Origin of the sequence: Elstera cyanobacteriorum, from assembly GCF_002251735.1 — a bacterium.
GTDB classification, from domain to species: domain Bacteria; phylum Pseudomonadota; class Alphaproteobacteria; order Elsterales; family Elsteraceae; genus Elstera; species Elstera cyanobacteriorum.
This window is the reverse complement of the sequence record NZ_NOXS01000034.1, coordinates 113,619-127,715: the sequence shown is the minus strand read 5'-3', so window position 1 is coordinate 127,715 and position 14,097 is coordinate 113,619. Positions and strand designations below refer to the sequence as shown.

At 64.0% G+C, this 14,097-nt stretch carries 19 protein-coding genes; 7 read left to right on the top strand and 12 right to left on the bottom strand.

Annotated elements, in window-relative coordinates; genetic code table 11:
• Window positions 1-16: 16 nt before the first annotated feature.
• The 5 genes from CHR90_RS15560 to CHR90_RS15540 form a co-directional block, all read right to left on the bottom strand.
• Entirely contained in the window at window positions 17-1,063 is a 1,047-nt protein-coding gene (locus CHR90_RS15560; protein WP_094410032.1) for a LacI family DNA-binding transcriptional regulator, read from the bottom strand.
• A 77-nt stretch (window positions 1,064-1,140) separates the two neighbouring features.
• Window positions 1,141-2,643 (bottom strand): tripartite tricarboxylate transporter permease, encoded by a 1,503-nt coding sequence (locus tag CHR90_RS15555; RefSeq protein ID WP_094410031.1) that lies wholly within the window; start codon window positions 2,641-2,643, stop codon window positions 1,141-1,143.
• 13 nt (window positions 2,644-2,656) lie between these two features.
• Complete coding sequence (locus tag CHR90_RS15550) at window positions 2,657-3,118, bottom strand: tripartite tricarboxylate transporter TctB family protein (RefSeq protein ID WP_094410030.1); 462 nt, start codon at window positions 3,116-3,118, stop codon at window positions 2,657-2,659.
• Between the two features lie 160 nt (window positions 3,119-3,278).
• Complete coding sequence (locus tag CHR90_RS15545; RefSeq protein WP_094410029.1) at window positions 3,279-4,250, bottom strand: tripartite tricarboxylate transporter substrate binding protein BugD; 972 nt, start codon at window positions 4,248-4,250, stop codon at window positions 3,279-3,281.
• A gap of 111 nt (window positions 4,251-4,361) precedes the next feature.
• The gene (locus tag CHR90_RS15540; RefSeq protein WP_094410028.1) at window positions 4,362-4,874 is read right to left on the bottom strand and encodes a DUF2244 domain-containing protein; all 513 of its coding nucleotides are present in this window, start codon (window positions 4,872-4,874) and stop codon (window positions 4,362-4,364) included.
• Window positions 4,875-4,970: 96 nt separating this feature from the next.
• Here CHR90_RS15540 and nth point away from each other — a divergent pair, with 96 nt between their 5' ends.
• A complete protein-coding gene (gene nth / locus CHR90_RS15535; RefSeq protein ID WP_094410206.1) occupies window positions 4,971-5,606 on the top strand; it encodes an endonuclease III in 636 nt (211 codons plus the stop codon).
• Here nth and CHR90_RS15530 read toward each other — a convergent pair.
• Together CHR90_RS15530 and CHR90_RS15525 are read right to left on the bottom strand one after the other, a co-directional pair.
• Entirely contained in the window at window positions 5,603-5,908 is a 306-nt protein-coding gene (locus CHR90_RS15530; protein WP_229671555.1) for a helix-turn-helix domain-containing protein, read from the bottom strand. The genes nth and CHR90_RS15530 overlap by 4 nt on opposite strands.
• A complete protein-coding gene (locus CHR90_RS15525) occupies window positions 5,895-6,227 on the bottom strand; it encodes a type II toxin-antitoxin system RelE/ParE family toxin (protein WP_094410027.1) in 333 nt (110 codons plus the stop codon). The genes CHR90_RS15530 and CHR90_RS15525 overlap by 14 nt, the downstream gene beginning before the upstream one ends.
• 161 nt (window positions 6,228-6,388) lie before the next feature.
• Here CHR90_RS15525 and CHR90_RS15520 point away from each other — a divergent pair, with 161 nt between their 5' ends.
• The 5 genes from CHR90_RS15520 (at window position 6,389) to CHR90_RS15500 (ending at window position 9,061) form a co-directional block, all read left to right on the top strand.
• Window positions 6,389-6,847 carry an Hsp20 family protein gene (locus CHR90_RS15520; protein ID WP_094410026.1) on the top strand — a complete coding sequence of 153 codons (459 nt, stop codon included), beginning with the start codon at window positions 6,389-6,391 and terminating at the stop codon, window positions 6,845-6,847.
• Window positions 6,848-7,014: 167 nt separating this feature from the next.
• Window positions 7,015-7,230: a DUF1150 family protein gene (locus CHR90_RS15515; RefSeq protein WP_094410025.1), complete on the top strand. Its 216-nt coding sequence runs from the start codon at window positions 7,015-7,017 to the stop codon at window positions 7,228-7,230.
• Window positions 7,231-7,375: 145 nt separating this feature from the next.
• Window positions 7,376-8,092, top strand: a complete 717-nt coding sequence (locus CHR90_RS15510) for an AzlC family ABC transporter permease (protein ID WP_170941430.1) — start codon at window positions 7,376-7,378, stop codon at window positions 8,090-8,092.
• Window positions 8,089-8,421, top strand: coding sequence for an AzlD family protein (locus tag CHR90_RS15505; RefSeq protein WP_094410023.1), 333 nt, complete (start codon window positions 8,089-8,091; stop codon window positions 8,419-8,421). Before CHR90_RS15510 ends, CHR90_RS15505 begins: the two co-directional genes overlap by 4 nt.
• A gap of 16 nt (window positions 8,422-8,437) precedes the next feature.
• Window positions 8,438-9,061, top strand: coding sequence for an FMN-binding negative transcriptional regulator (locus CHR90_RS15500; RefSeq protein ID WP_094410021.1), 624 nt, complete (start codon window positions 8,438-8,440; stop codon window positions 9,059-9,061).
• Here the strand turns inward: CHR90_RS15500 and CHR90_RS15495 are convergent.
• The 3 genes from CHR90_RS15495 to ftrA are packed head-to-tail and all read right to left on the bottom strand — an operon-like array spanning window position 9,058 to window position 11,128.
• Window positions 9,058-9,477: a DUF1284 domain-containing protein gene (locus tag CHR90_RS15495; RefSeq protein ID WP_094410019.1), complete on the bottom strand. Its 420-nt coding sequence runs from the start codon at window positions 9,475-9,477 to the stop codon at window positions 9,058-9,060. The two genes, CHR90_RS15500 and CHR90_RS15495, sit on opposite strands and share 4 nt — an antisense overlap.
• 18 nt (window positions 9,478-9,495) lie before the next feature.
• Window positions 9,496-10,059: a biotin transporter BioY gene (locus CHR90_RS15490; RefSeq protein WP_229671554.1), complete on the bottom strand. Its 564-nt coding sequence runs from the start codon at window positions 10,057-10,059 to the stop codon at window positions 9,496-9,498.
• 13 nt (window positions 10,060-10,072) lie between these two features.
• Window positions 10,073-11,128, bottom strand: coding sequence for a transcriptional regulator FtrA (gene ftrA / locus CHR90_RS15485; protein WP_094410017.1), 1,056 nt, complete (start codon window positions 11,126-11,128; stop codon window positions 10,073-10,075).
• 93 nt (window positions 11,129-11,221) lie between these two features.
• Between ftrA and CHR90_RS15480 the strand changes: the two genes are divergently transcribed.
• The gene (locus CHR90_RS15480) at window positions 11,222-11,641 is read left to right on the top strand and encodes a rhodanese-like domain-containing protein (protein WP_094410016.1); all 420 of its coding nucleotides are present in this window, start codon (window positions 11,222-11,224) and stop codon (window positions 11,639-11,641) included.
• Here the strand turns inward: CHR90_RS15480 and CHR90_RS15475 are convergent.
• Together CHR90_RS15475 and CHR90_RS15470 are read right to left on the bottom strand one after the other, a co-directional pair.
• On the bottom strand, window positions 11,580-12,815 hold the full coding sequence (locus tag CHR90_RS15475) for an MFS transporter (protein ID WP_141210972.1): 1,236 nt from the start codon (window positions 12,813-12,815) through the stop codon (window positions 11,580-11,582). The two genes, CHR90_RS15480 and CHR90_RS15475, sit on opposite strands and share 62 nt — an antisense overlap.
• Window positions 12,812-14,068 carry an FAD-dependent oxidoreductase gene (locus CHR90_RS15470; RefSeq protein ID WP_094410013.1) on the bottom strand — a complete coding sequence of 419 codons (1,257 nt, stop codon included), beginning with the start codon at window positions 14,066-14,068 and terminating at the stop codon, window positions 12,812-12,814. The genes CHR90_RS15475 and CHR90_RS15470 overlap by 4 nt, the downstream gene beginning before the upstream one ends.
• Window positions 14,069-14,097: the final 29 nt, after the last annotated feature.

Below are 14,097 nucleotides of genomic sequence, written 5' to 3'. Positions count from 1 at the left end.
CCCGCTTAGGAAACGCCTATTCGCCCAGTTCCTCATTGATGCGAAAGCGGCGCAAATCCTCGATCCGCGTATAGGGCAGTACGGTTTGCAGCCCCGCGGGGTCCGCCCCGTTCAGCAGCGCCAGACAATGCTCCGCCAGCAGGGCCCCAACGCGCCGCTGCGGCTGATAGTAGTAAACCACCTTTTGGTCCGACAGCATGCGGAATGGCATGCCGCCGAAACCAACGACGCGCAGCCCATCGCGCCCGGTATCGCGCCCAGTTTCGACAATCGCTTCGAGGGCGCCGACGACCGACATTTGATTGGCGCCCACAAAGGCAGTGACGCTCGGCGCTTCCGCCAGCAGCGCCATGACCGCCTCCCGATGCGCACGAACCGAGAGGGGAGCGAGCCGCAGCAGCGCCGGATCGACAGGCAGGCCTGCCGCCTCGAAAGCGCGCCGGTAACCCTGCTCGCGCAAACCAAGATAGGTTAGACCGCCCGTCGGGTTCAGAAGGGCAATCCGCCGGTGACCATCGCGGATCAGCGCCGTCACCGCATCGAAGACCGCCCCCTCGTCGTCATGATCGATATAGGCGTGCGGGGTGGGAAGCGCGGTGCGCCCGAAACTAACGAAGGGAAAATCCCGCTCCAGGCAATAGGCCGCCCGCGCGTCCTGTGGCTGCGTGCGCGAGAAAATCACCGCATCGGCAAGGCGCTGGTCGAGCACCTTGCGCACCGGATCGAGCGGCGCCTGCCCGGCCGTTTGGGCCAAAACCATCAGATTATAAAAGGCGGGCTCCAGCCCGTTCGACAGGCTCTCCACCTGCGCCAAAAACGCCGGGTCGCCATAATCACCAACCTCGGGTGCATAGAGGATCGAGCAGATTTTCATCGTCCGCCCGGTGCGCAAATGCACACCGCCGATATTCGGCACATAGCCGAATTCGGCGGCGGCGGCTTTTACTTTGGCAATCGTCTCCGGGCGCACCTCCGGCCCATCTTTCAGCGCCCGCGAGACGGTCGTGACCGACAGGCCGAGATGTTCGGCCAAGGTCTTCAGATTCGCGCGTGGTGCTGCCATACCCCGTATTCTCCTAAAATGCTCCCTTTCATGATCATAGTTGATCGGGGCTGGCAAGCCTTACACGCAGTAGACGCTCATTCCTCTTGGAAGGCTTCCTCACGCTTTTTGCGGATCGTGGGGCTGAGGACGACGATCAAGGCCAGTGCCGAGAGCACCAGCATGGTCGCGCTGATCGGCCGTTCGACGAAGACCATCGCATCGCCGCGCGACAGGGTCATGGCGCGGCGCAGATTTTCTTCCATCATCGGCCCGAGGATGAAGCCCAGCAACAAGGGCGCAGGCTCGCACTCCAGTTTCGCGAAGATGTAGCCCGCGACGCCGAACCCGGCCATCAGGAACACGTCGAAACTGGTGTTGTTGAGGCTATAGACCCCGATACCGCAGAAGGCGAGAATCGCCGGAAACAGCAGATGATAGGGCACGGTCAGCAGGCGCACCCATAGGCCGATCATCGGCAGATTCAGGATGACCAGGAAGAAATTCCCGATCCACATCGACACGATGATCCCCCAGAACAGCGTCGGCTGTTCGGTCATCACCAGCGGCCCCGGTTGGATGCCCTGAATGATCATCGCGCCGGCCATCAAGGCCATCACGGGGTTCGACGGAATGCCGAGGGTTAGCATCGGGATGAAGCTGGTCTGAGCCCCGGCGTTATTGGCGCTTTCCGGCGCAGCCACGCCTTCGATGGCACCCTTGCCGAAGCGTTCCGGCGTCTTCGACAGTTTCTTTTCCAGCGAGTAGGCCGCAAAGGACGAGAGGATCGCCCCGCCGCCCGGCAGAATACCGAGGATGGAGCCAAGCCCCGTGCCGCGCAGCACCGGCTTCCAGATCGCTTTGAAATCGTCCCGCGTCGGCAGCAGGCCGGTCACTTTCTTGATCATCACCTCGCGGTTACCCTCGCTTTCGAGGTTCTTGATGATCTCGCCGACGCCGAACATGCCCATCGCCAGGGCGACGAAGTTGATGTTATCGGCGAGTTCGGGGATATCGAAGGTAAAGCGCGGCGTGCCACTGTTGACGTCGGCCCCAACCAGCCCGAGCAGCAGCCCGAGCACGATCATGCCGATGGCTTTCAGCAAGGAGCCGTGGGCGAGGGCGACGGAGGCGACCAAGCCTAAGACCATCAGCGAGAAATATTCGGCGGGGCCAAATTTCAACGCCATTTCGGCGAGCGGCGGCGCAAAAACCGCCAGCAGCAGCGTCGCCACCGATCCCGCGAAGAACGACCCCAGCGCCGCCGTGGACAGCGCCGCTCCGGCCCGGCCCTGGCGGGCCATCTGATAGCCGTCGAGCGCCGTCACGACCGACGAAGATTCACCCGGCAGGTTGATCAGAATGGCGGTCGTTGAGCCGCCGTACTGCGCGCCGTAATAAATACCCGCGAGCATGATCAGGGCGGACAGCGGCGGCAGGGCAAACGTCGCGGGCAGCAGCATGGCGATGGTCGCCACCGGCCCCAAGCCCGGCAACACGCCGATCAGCGTGCCAAGCAGCACCCCGCCCAGGCAGTACAGGAGATTTTGAAAGGTGATCGCGGCTTCGATGCCGGTCGCGAGATTAGCGAGAAGTTCCATGCCCAGGGCCTCCTTACGCGCCGAACCAGGCGCCGATCATCGGGATCGGCAGGCCCAAGGCTTTGATGAAGATAATGACGGAAAACACCGTCAGCCCGACCGCCATCATCAGCGTCGGCCGCCAGTGGAAATAGATCGAGGCCGTGGCCGTGATACCGATATAGGCCAGCAGGGCAACGATCAGCCCAGCATCGCGCACCAGCACGCCGAACAGCACCGTGCCCACCAGCACAATAACCAGCGGCTTCCAGGCAAAACCTTCGACCTTCTCGCCGTCACGGAACAAGGCCCGCAAACTGGTGGTAAGGCCGATCAGGGTTAGAATGCCTGCCAGGATCGACGGAAAATAGCCCGGCCCCATGCGGGTCGCCGTGCCCATGCGATAATCTTGCGCGATATAGAGAAAGCCCAGGCCGAGCGCGATGAAGATCACGCCGGACAGGAAGTCTTTCGGATGGCGGATGGATAAAGCCATGCCCGTCCCCTCCCAGGGTTATGCGTCCGCAAAATCCGCCTTGTTGCGGCGGTATGATGTTAGGGAACCACAAGGCCGCGCCTAGCGCGCCCTGTCAGGTCTCTCATTAAAAAGGGCGGGAGTTTCCCCCCGCCCCGAGGATCAACGCGGCCTTGGCCGATTAATCCGCGTAAACCCCCGCCGCCTTGATGATCGGCGACCATTTGTCGATTTCGGCCTTCAAGTGCTTGCCCAAGGCTTCCGGCGTCGCGCGGTCCGGGCTGACCGGCTCGGTCCCCAGTTCGGCAAAGCGGGTGACGACATTCGGGTCTTTCAAGGCTTCCTGCAAAGCCTTGGTCAGCTTGGCGATGACCGGTTGCGGCGTGCCCTTCGGCGCGTAGAGACCGTGCCACACCGCGACTTCGAAGCCCGGCAGACCGGCTTCGTCCATCGTCGGCACTTCGTTCAGCGACGGCACGCGGGTCTTGGTGGTAACGCCATAGACCTTAATCTTGCCGCCCTTGATCTGGCTGGTGGTATTGGTGGTCTGATCGCACATGAAATCGACCTGACCGCCCAGCAAATCGTTCATCGCCGGGCCGGTCCCCTTATAGGGAACCGTGGTCAGCTCGGCCTTGATCGCCGTCATGAACAGCATACCGCAGAGATGCGAGGCGGAACCAACGCCCGCATTGGCGTAGGATACTTTGTCCTTATTCGCCTGGGCGTAAGCGACCAGTTCTTTCAGGTCTTTCGCCGGAAAAGCGCTTTTCGCCACGAAGGTCATCGGCACATCGGTGATCAGGCCGACCGGGGCGAAATCATTCAGCGTATCGTAGGGTAGCTTACGATAAAGCGCCACGCTGGTCGCTTGACCAATGTGATGCAGCAGCACCGTATAGCCGTCCGGCGCGGCTTTCGCCACGCGCGCCGCGCCCAGCGTACCACCGGCACCGCCGACGTTTTCGATGATGACCTGCTGGCCCAGCGACTTGCTCATCGACTGGCCAACCAGCCGCGCGACCGTATCGGTCGGCCCGCCCGCCGCGAAGGGGACGATGACCGTGATCAGCTTGTTCGGATAATCCTGGGCGTGGGCCGCCCCTGCCAGCAGAGTGGTCGTGGCCAGGGCAGACAGTAGGAACCGTTTCATAAGGCTTTCCTCCCGATTTTGGTCTTATTTATTAAGGATAGACGTTACCTGCGGAAAATCCATCAGGTCCATTGTGGTTTTCCGCAAGGCCGGGCTGGCAGGCTCGCCAGATCAGCGGATCGGCTCGAACCGCAGCCGCCCCAGCGCGGCGCGGAGGGACGCGGCTAACCGTTCGCGTTCCGTCGGTGGCAGGAAACTGCCGACCGGCGTCGCGCGCCCGTGGCTCCACAGCAGCAGGGGGGAGGACGGCCCGGCGGGGTCATCCAACTCGACGCGCAACCAGTGGGGCCGCAGGGCTTCCGTCCGGCCGCGCCCGCGCGGGTCGATGCGCTGGATGGTGAGCCACGCGGGGGTCAGCCGCAACCGCTCGCAGCGTTTCGCCGCCCGGTAGGAGGCGCGGAAAGCCCAATAAATCAGCAGAATATCGGCGCCCATGAACCCGATCACCGGCCAGGCCCCGGCGACATAGACCGCCCCGCCCGCAATAGCGCTGACGGCAATCACCGCCCCCATCAACAGCCGAAAGCCCCGCATCGACAGCGAGCGGTGCGGGCGCAATTCGGCATCGAAAACCACAGGCCCCGGGTCCGCAGTTTCGGCTATATCCGGCGGTGAAAGAGACATGGGCCTTGATCTTGCGCCCAGCCTCGGCAAAGTCAACAGCGTAACCCCGCCCGGAAGGATATGATGGCCGAAACGCCGCCCCCCGCGTCGCCGAAGATGACGAAGGCCCAGATCGACGGGTTTTTCGCGACCCTCGCCGCCGCTAATCCCGACCCGAAGACCGAGCTTGAGTATTCCAGCGCTTATACGCTGCTGGTCGCGGTCGTGCTCTCGGCCCAGGCAACCGATGTATCGGTCAACAAAGCAACGCGCGGCCTATTCGCCGCCGCCGATACCCCGGCAAAAATGGTGGCGTTGGGGGAAGACGGTATCCGCGACCACATCAAGACCATCGGCCTCTTCAACGCCAAGGCCAAGAATGTGCTGGCGCTGAGCCAAATCTTGCTGGATCGCTTCAACGGCGACGTCCCCGCCCGCCGGGAGGATTTGGAAGCCCTGCCCGGCGTCGGTCGCAAGACCGCCAATGTCGTGCTGAACGTCTATTTCGGCGAACCGACAATGGCGGTCGATACCCACATTTTCCGCCTCGGCAACCGCACCGGCCTCGCCCCCGGCGCAACGCCTCTCGCCGTCGAAGAAGCGTTGCTAAAGCGCATCCCCGTCCAATGGCTGCGCCACGCCCACCATTGGTTGATCCTGCACGGCCGCTACATCTGCAAGGCCCGGAAACCGGAGTGTGACCGCTGCCCGGTGACGGAATTTTGCCGGTACAAGGGGAAATCCATCGGCTAGACGAGCCGAACTTCCAGCTTTTTCCCGAGCGCCCGGGCATAACGATTAAGGGTTGCAAGCGATGGCGACGGTCGCCCGGTCACCAGCGCCTGTTCCAACCGCGCGACCGCAGGCGCCTTGGTCCCCATCCGTTCGGCCACTTCGGCTTGGGTTAAACCCGCCTCGCGCCGGGCTGCGAGGATTGCATCAAAAGCGGGCATCTCACTTGCTGCTAACCGGTCATATTCCGTTTTGACGGCTGGGTTTGCCAGGAGCGCCGCAACAAAGGTATCATGGGACAGCGGGGCATCATCGTGGGGCACGGCGGATCTCCTGCAAACGGGAAACGGCAAGCCGCAGATCACGCGGCGGAGTCTTTTGGTTTTTCTTCACAAGACTATGCAGCATCACAATGATCTGCCCCGCCTGTAGAGCGAAGAAAACCCGAGCGATACCATCGGCGCTTTTCAGACGTAATTCGAATAGACCATCCCCCAGCGCTTTGGTATGCGGCGCCCCAAGGTTCGGGCCATAGTCAATCATGCGTTCCGTCAAAGCGATATACCGCGCAATCAGGGAAGCTGGCAGGGACGCAATCCCTGATTGAACGTCGACGCTGTAATATCGAATGACGAAGGCCATAGGAAACATTAACAGATTTGTTATCTTTCGAAAACCCTTACGGCTCTCTTGATGAAGCGCCCCGGCAATGCCATGTATGCGGGGTGACTAATCCCCCCTCTGATGCCGTTCCGGGTCGGAGGGTATTTGCCCGCTCGCTTTATCGAAGGAGAAGGGACATTATGACCCGCGTTTCGGTGCTGAATTCGCCGTTTCTCTTAGGGTTCGAGCATGTCGAACGCACGCTCGACCGGATTGCCAAAAGCGCGAACGAGGGCTACCCGCCCTATAATATCGAACAGACCGGCGAAAACAGCCTACGCATCACCCTGGCCGTTGCCGGGTTTCGGCGCGAAGACCTATCGATCCAGATCGAGAACAACCAGCTTGTGATCCGCGGCCGCCAGCAAGACGATCCCAATCGGATCTTTTTGCATCGGGGTATTGCCGCGCGGCAATTCCAGCGCACCTTTGTGCTGGTCGAGGGGATCGAGGTTACGGGTGCCGAGATCGATAATGGCCTGCTGAACGTCGACCTCCACCGCCCGATGCCGGAAATCACCGTGCGCACGGTCGAAATTAAAACGCCGGTCAAGGCCCCCGCGCCGAAACCCAAGACTCTCGACGTGGCGCCGGACTGAGATTTGTCTCAGGCATCGGTAATTGCTTCTTAAGAATTTTCCCGTCACAGTAACCGCATACGGGCGACAAACGCGCACCCGTCGGTGATACTGGCCCCGAAGCGTCCCCTTCCCTCTGGCACCGCGCAGACCGAAGCGGGAGCGTCAAAGACAGAAAGGACGACACCATGTTGTTCATGCAGCGCCCCACCAGTTTCACCCCCACCGATTTCGCCGCGCTGGGCGCAGGCGGGGTGGCCTATGTGAAGCCGGTCATTCATGACGGCCAAGCTGCCTATGGAATTTTCGGGGCCGATGGAACCGCGATGGCCATTGCCACCACGCGCGACCTTGCCCTGGCCGCGATCAAACAGAATGACCTGGAGCCGATGGACGCCCATTGACCCCCGCCAATCTCCGCTAGACGTGCTGGCGCGCGGCCCTTCCCAGGGCCGCGCAATTTCGTTCAAGACCGCGCATCGACTGCCCCGCTAGCCTATCCCTCCGTGCCGATCCGGTCGATCGGCCCTTGGGTATAGGAAGCGTCCCGTGTCTCCCCCGGTCTATGGTTTTCGGGCGGGCTTTATCGCCTGCCTACCGCTTGCCTTCAGCGTCGTCATTTTCGGGCTGGTCTATGGGCTGATCGCCGCCGGTAAGGGCTATAGCACCGCCGAAACCGTGCTGATGAGCCTGATCGTTTTCGCCGGGTCCAGCCAATTGCTGGCCCTCGAACTCTGGACCCAGCCGCCCGCGATTCCCGTGCTGGCGCTGGCCGTGCTGATCCTGAACCTGCGCTATCTGCTGCAAACGGCAGCGTTGAAAGACCTACTGCTACCGCTCGGGCTGCCGCGCGCACTGGCCGCCGCCGCCTTCAATGCCGATGAAAATTGGGCCGTAACCATCAAGGCGCTGCGCGGGCCGGACGGGGATGCCGTGCGCGCCAGCTATTACCTGGGGTCCGCCGCCTGCCTGTATAGCTTCTGGGCGATTTCTGGCGGGATCGGCTGGTTTGCGGGCGGCTTGGTACCGAACCCGGAAGCCCTGGGCCTTGGCATCGTCGGCACCGCCGTTTTCGTCTCGCTGCTGCAAGGCCTCTACCGCAGCCCTGCCGATCTGATGCCCTGGGGCGTCGCCGCCGCCTGCGCCGGGGTGGCCAGCCTGACCCTACCGGGCGCTTGGTACATCTTGATCGGCGGCATTGCCGGATCGCTGGCCGGGGCGCTGCGTGACGCCAGGAAACCACAGTTTCAGAGGGCCGCCGCATGAGTTTCCCCAGCCTGGCGGAGATGCTCCGCGTCGATAGCCTCACCCTGCTCGCTTTCATTGCGATGGGCGCCGCCAGCTTTGCCGTGCGCGCGGGCGGCATTCTGATGGTGCGCTTTTTAAAGCCGTCGCCGTTTCTCGATGCCTTTTTGCACCATCTCCCCGGGGCCATGTTCGCCGCGCTGGTGCTGCCTGCACTGTTGAAGGGCGGCCCTGCCGAATGGGCAGGGGCGGGGGCGGCCTATCTTGGTGCACGGCTGACCGGACAATTGGCCGTAGCTCTGGGGCTTGCCGTGGCGGTCACGGTCGGGCTTAAGCTTTTGGGCGCCTAACTGTCGAGAGTGCCCCATGTATATCCCGCCCGCCTTCGCCGAAACCGACCGCGCTGCCCTGCACGCTTTTATCGCCGCGCATCCCTTCGCGCTGCTGACGACGGCGGACCCGGCGGGCGGCGCGCCGCTGGTCACGGGTCTGCCGCTGATCCTGGCGCCGGAAGAAGGGGCGCACGGTACCCTCTACGGTCATTTCGCCAAGCCCAATCCGCAGGGCGCAGCCGTCTTTACCGCGCCGTCGCGGATCATCTTTCAAGGGCCGGACGGCTATATCTCGCCCGGTTGGTATCCAACGAAGCAGGAGCACGGCAAAGCGGTGCCGACCTGGAATTACCAGCTTGTCGATGTCACCGGCACCGCCGAGGCGATCACCGACCCGGCGGCGATGCGCGCCCTGCTGGTCCGATTGACGGATAAATTTGAAAGCCACCGCGCCGAACGCTGGCAGGTTTCCGACGCGCCAGAGAGCTATATTGCCGCCATGCTGAAGGGGATTACCGCCTTCAAGCTGCCCATCGCCACCCTGGCCGGGAAATGGAAACTCTCGCAGAACCGCCCGGCGGAAGATCGGCTGGGCGTCATCGCTGGACTGCGCGCCGATGGGGCCGAGGCGCTGGCCGATGTAACCCCGGTTCCCTAAAAACACGCCCCCGCATAGCCGCCCCTAGCAATCTCCGCACAGAACCCTTGCCAGGGGCAGCCCTGGCAGGCCGCGCGAAAGGCGCCGTCGCGATAGGCCACCCGGAGGGCGGCGCGCCGAGCCAATAGGCCGGGGATTTCCGCCCCCACCGTCAAACCGCCGTCGAAATGAGGCTGGAGCAAGCGCAGGGCGTCGGCGTCGCGGGCGGTCACGCTGGGTTGGCGGCAATGGCCATCGTCGTTGGTGCAACCAAGCAAACCCGCGCAAATTGCGTCCGGCCCGGTCACCAACCGGGCGGGGGTGCCTGCCTTCAGGCTCTCCACCACCGCCAAAAGACGACGGGCGAAGCTATCGGCATAGCCCCGCCCGACGAACGTCAGCAGACACAGAAGATGGTGCGGGCGTAAGGGGATCACGCCCGCCCCGGTCGTCGCTTAACGTGCGTCCGCCTTACGGACGGTTAGCACCGCAAGGCCGGTCTTCAGCACCGTGCCCGCAATGAAGGGCACGAAACCGACGGCGATGGCCTTCTCGAAGCCAACAAAGGTCGAGAGCCACAGCACGCCCGGAATGAAAACCGCGAGATGGGCGACGGTCAGCGCTGCAATCGCGCTCACCCAACCACGCAGCAGACCGCGTTCGGCGGCGAAAGCGGCAAGCGCGCCACTGATCAGGAAGCCGATTAGGAAGCCTGCGGTCGGGCCGAAGAAGGCCGCCGTCGAAGCGCCGCCCGCAAACACCGGCAGGCCCATCGCGCCTTCCAGCAGATAGGCGGCAATCGCGCCAACCCCGATCACACGGCCGCCGAGGGCGCCGATAATCAAGACGGCATAGGTCTGCATGGTCATCGGGACCGGATACATCGGCACTTGGATTTGCGCCGACGCGGCCAACACCAGCGAGCCGATGAGGATGGCCACGGCCTTGGTCATCCAGGAAGCGTTGGCGAGTTGACGGGCCAGCAACGGCTGGCGAAGAGCGGCAAAAAACTTCAACATGACGCGGGTTTCCTCACGACATTTTATTTCGATGGCCGACGATAGACCTGTCTTCGCGGCGCGGCAAGGTCTTCGCGGTCGCAGGGGCCGCGCGCGTAAAGCGCTGGCGATAGGCTTGCGGCGTCATATCCAGCTTGTGCCGGAAGTGGTGGCGCAGGGTAGCCGCACTGCCGAACCCGGCGCGCGCCGCCACGTCCTCGACCGAAAGATCGCTGGTTTCCAGCAGATCGCGGACCGTTTGCAGCCGCAGCCCCAGCAGCCAATCGGCGGGGGTCTGCCCAGTCGCCGCCTGAAAGCGCCGCAGAAACGTGCGGCGGCTCATCCCGGCAAGGCTGGCCAGCCGGTCAATCGGCCATTCCGCAGTCAGATCTTCCTGCACCCGTTCGAAGAGGGCGGCGAACAGCGTGCCTGCGCGGTTGGGGATGGGCCGGTCGATAAACTGCGCCTGCCCGCCATCCCGATGCGGGGCGACGACGAGACGGCGGGCGACGAGATTGGCGATCTCCGCCCCAAAGTCGCGGCGCACCAGATGCAAACAGAGGTCGATCCCCGCCGCACTGCCTGCGGAGGTCAGCACCGGCCCTTCATCGACATACAGCACGTTGGGGTCGAGCGTCAGCCAGGGAAACCGCTGGCGCACGGCGTCAAGATAGCGCCAATGGGTCGTCGCCCGCCGCCCGGCCAAAAGCCCGGCTTCTGCCAGGACCACCAGACCGGAACAGATCGAGAGAACCCGCGCCCCGCGCGCAGCGGCGGCCTGTAGGGCCGCACAGAGAGCGTCCGGCACGTTGCCTGTTACGCCGCGCCAACCGGGCACGAGGATCGTCCCGGCGGTCTCCAGCAGCTCCAACCCGCCATCCGCCTCGATGCGCAATAAGCCGCCCTGCGCGCGCAGCGGCAACGGATCGACGGCAGCAATTTTGAAACTATACCAATCGGGCCGGGTGATTTCCGGGCGCGCGAGGCCGAAGACTTCCGCCACCACGCCAAACTCGAACAGGCACAGACCATCGTAGGCCAGGGCGACGACGGTGGAATTCGGCAGCGGCGGGGTTTCGGCTTTTGGCATGATCTTGACGATACTTGTCCTTCAGGCCAATCGTCAACGCCCCTCCCGTGCGGCAGTCTAAGGCCATCGACAGCCCGAGAGAGGAGAATCCCCATGCCCCAGCCGTCCTTCGTTGCCGCCATTCCCGCCGCCGCGCCAGAGGTTGCCCGCGCCCATTTTGCCGCGCGTCTGGCGTTCGAAACCGATTGCGCCGATGTGCATGAGGCGCTGAAAAGTGGCCAGCCGGATTTCGTGCTGCTGGAAGTGCGCGGCCCCGGCGCCTATGCGCGCGGCCATGTGCCCGGCGCGCTGAACCTGCCCTACCGCGAAATGACCGAAGAGCGGCTATCGGCGTGGCCGCAGGAGACGCTGTTCGTCGTCTATTGCGCCGGGCCGCATTGTAACGGCGCCGACCGGGGCGCCCTGCGCCTGTCGGAACTCGGACGGAAGGTTAAGCTAATGCTGGGCGGGCTTACCGGCTGGGCCGATGAAGGCTTTCCGCTGGCAACGGGGACGGAACCGGGGCAGCTTTAACCTGGCGCCCCAGCACCGCCGTCAGCCCCAGGCTAACGGCGACCAGCGCCACCAACCCACCGACAAGCCCGGACATGGCGGTCTGCGTTAACGCCCACGTCAGCAACAAGGGCGCCAAGGCTTGAGCAATCAGACTAGGCGCCGCTAGATGGCCAAGCACGCGCGCATACCGCTCCCGCCCGAAAAGCTGGAGCGGGAGCGTGCCCTTGGCAATCGTCAGCAGACCGTTCCCGGCGCCATAGATCAACACACCGACCACCGCCAGCAAGGGCCACGACCAAACGGTCAAGGTCAGGAGCAGAAGCGCCAGACCACAGCCCGCCGCCCCGACGGCGATGAACAGCGTCGCCAGCGGTGTCAACCGCGCCGTCAACAGCGTTTGCACCGCCCGCGCCACAACCTGCGCCGGGCCGAGCCAAGCCGCAATCGCGACAGCCCCCGTCAGACTGAGGCCAGAGGCTTGCAGCAGACCCGGCAGATGCACCGCCATCGTGGCTGACAGCAGGGTTTGCAGCACCAGAATCGCCCCCATCGTCAGCATCAACGGTCGCTCCGCCGCCGTTGGCCCCGCCACAGCGCGTGCTGCTGCGACCGGCGTTACCGCCTGTTTTGGCAAGAGCCGCAGAAAGATCGGCAGGCTGACCGAGACATGCAACCCGGCATAGACGAAACACGCCGCGCGCCAGCCAATCGTCTCGATCAAGAAATGGCTGATCGGCCAACAGACCGTACTCGCCAATCCGCCGAGCAGCGTTAGCCGGGCAATGGTCAGCGCCGATTTTTCCTTGAGAACCGCCGCTAGGGTGGCGAACCCCGCGTCATAAAGGCCGCACGCCATCCCGGCGCCCAGGACCGCCCAGGCCAACCAATAGGCCATCAGATGATGCGCCAGTCCCAGCCCCACCAGCCCCGCCGCCAGCAGCATCGCCCCGGCCACCATCACCCGGCGCGGTCCCCAGCGGTGCATGCGATGCCCAAGACCGCGCGTGAGAATGCCGGAAACACTGAGGCCGACCGTGAGGCCCGAAACGATGACGGTGGCCGACCAACCGGTTTCCGCCGCCACCGCCGCCGTGAACAGCGCGGGCCAATAGTACGACGATCCCCAGGCGAGGATCTGGGCAATGCCCAGCCCCCAGACCAGCGGGCCGGGCCGGGGGCTGTCCGTTGTCATCCGCAGCACCCCGTTTTTGCCGGAGTGCGCTGAGTGATGCAAACGCCGGTTTCCGGCAAGTCCAACTCTACCCGCGCCGCCGCCGCGCTATCCCCCGCCAAAGCCGCCGCGACGGAGCGAACTTGTTCGTAGCCGGTGAGCAGCAGAAAGGTTGGGGCGCGACCATAGCTTTTCATGCCGACAGCATAAAAGCCCGGTTCGGGATGCGCCAGTTCCGCCGCCCCATGCGGGCGCACGGTACCGCAGCTATGCAGGTTCGGGTCAATCAGCGGCGCGAGCGCCGGGGTGGTTTCGAGCCATGAATCAAGCCCCAGCCGCACTTCCCGCAGAAAAGCCAGATCGGGCCGGAAGCCGGTGCAGGCGATGATCCGGTCTACGGTGACGCTCTGCCCACCTACGGACGTAACGCGCACCCCGTCCGGCTGCTCTGCCAGCGCTTCGATGGGGAAGGGTGCCAGCAGCGTTACATCGCCGCGCGTGACCGCCGCTTCCGCCTCGGCGCCCAACTGTCCACGGGCAATCAAGGCATCTTGGGCACCACCGCCAAAGGTCAGCGGATCGGGGGCTCGGCGCATCGCCCAGAAAACTTCCGTCCCCGGCTCAACCCGCTTTAGTTTCACAAGGTCTTGAACGGCATTCATCGCTGAATGGCCGGAGCCGACGACCAACACCCGCCGTCCGGCATAAGCCGCGCGATCCGGCCCCAAAACATTGGGGATCCCGTAGCGCACGCGGCCGGAACCGTCTTCCCCCAAGGCGGGAAGCCCGCTGGCCCCCATTGGATTCGGCTGGCTCCAGGTGCCCGAAGCGTCGATGACGGCGCGGGCGGTGATGCGGTCTTCCGTTCCCTCTGGCGTCCGGGTGACGATCACGAAGGGGGCTTCGTTCCGCCCGGCGCTGCGGACCTTGTCGAACCCGTCGCGGCTAACCCCGACAACCCGGCGGTTGAACCGTAGATACGGGGCGAGCAATCCGGCCAGCGGTTCAACATATTCCTCGACCAACGCCGCCCCGGTTGGCAGGCGCTTGGGGTCCGGCGCCTGCCAACCGGACGCTTCAAGCAGAGCCCGGCTGGCGCGGTCGATACAATAGCGCCACGGCGAGAATAGCCGCACGTGACCCCAGGCGCGAATATGAGTTCCCGCACTCGGCCCCGCCTCCAGAATAAGCGGCGTCAAGCCGCGTTCCAGCAGATGGGCCGCTGCGGCCAGACCAACGGGACCGGCACCGATAATGACGACAGGGAGTTCCATGATGAGTTCCTTCAGGCAAAGGGGGAGCG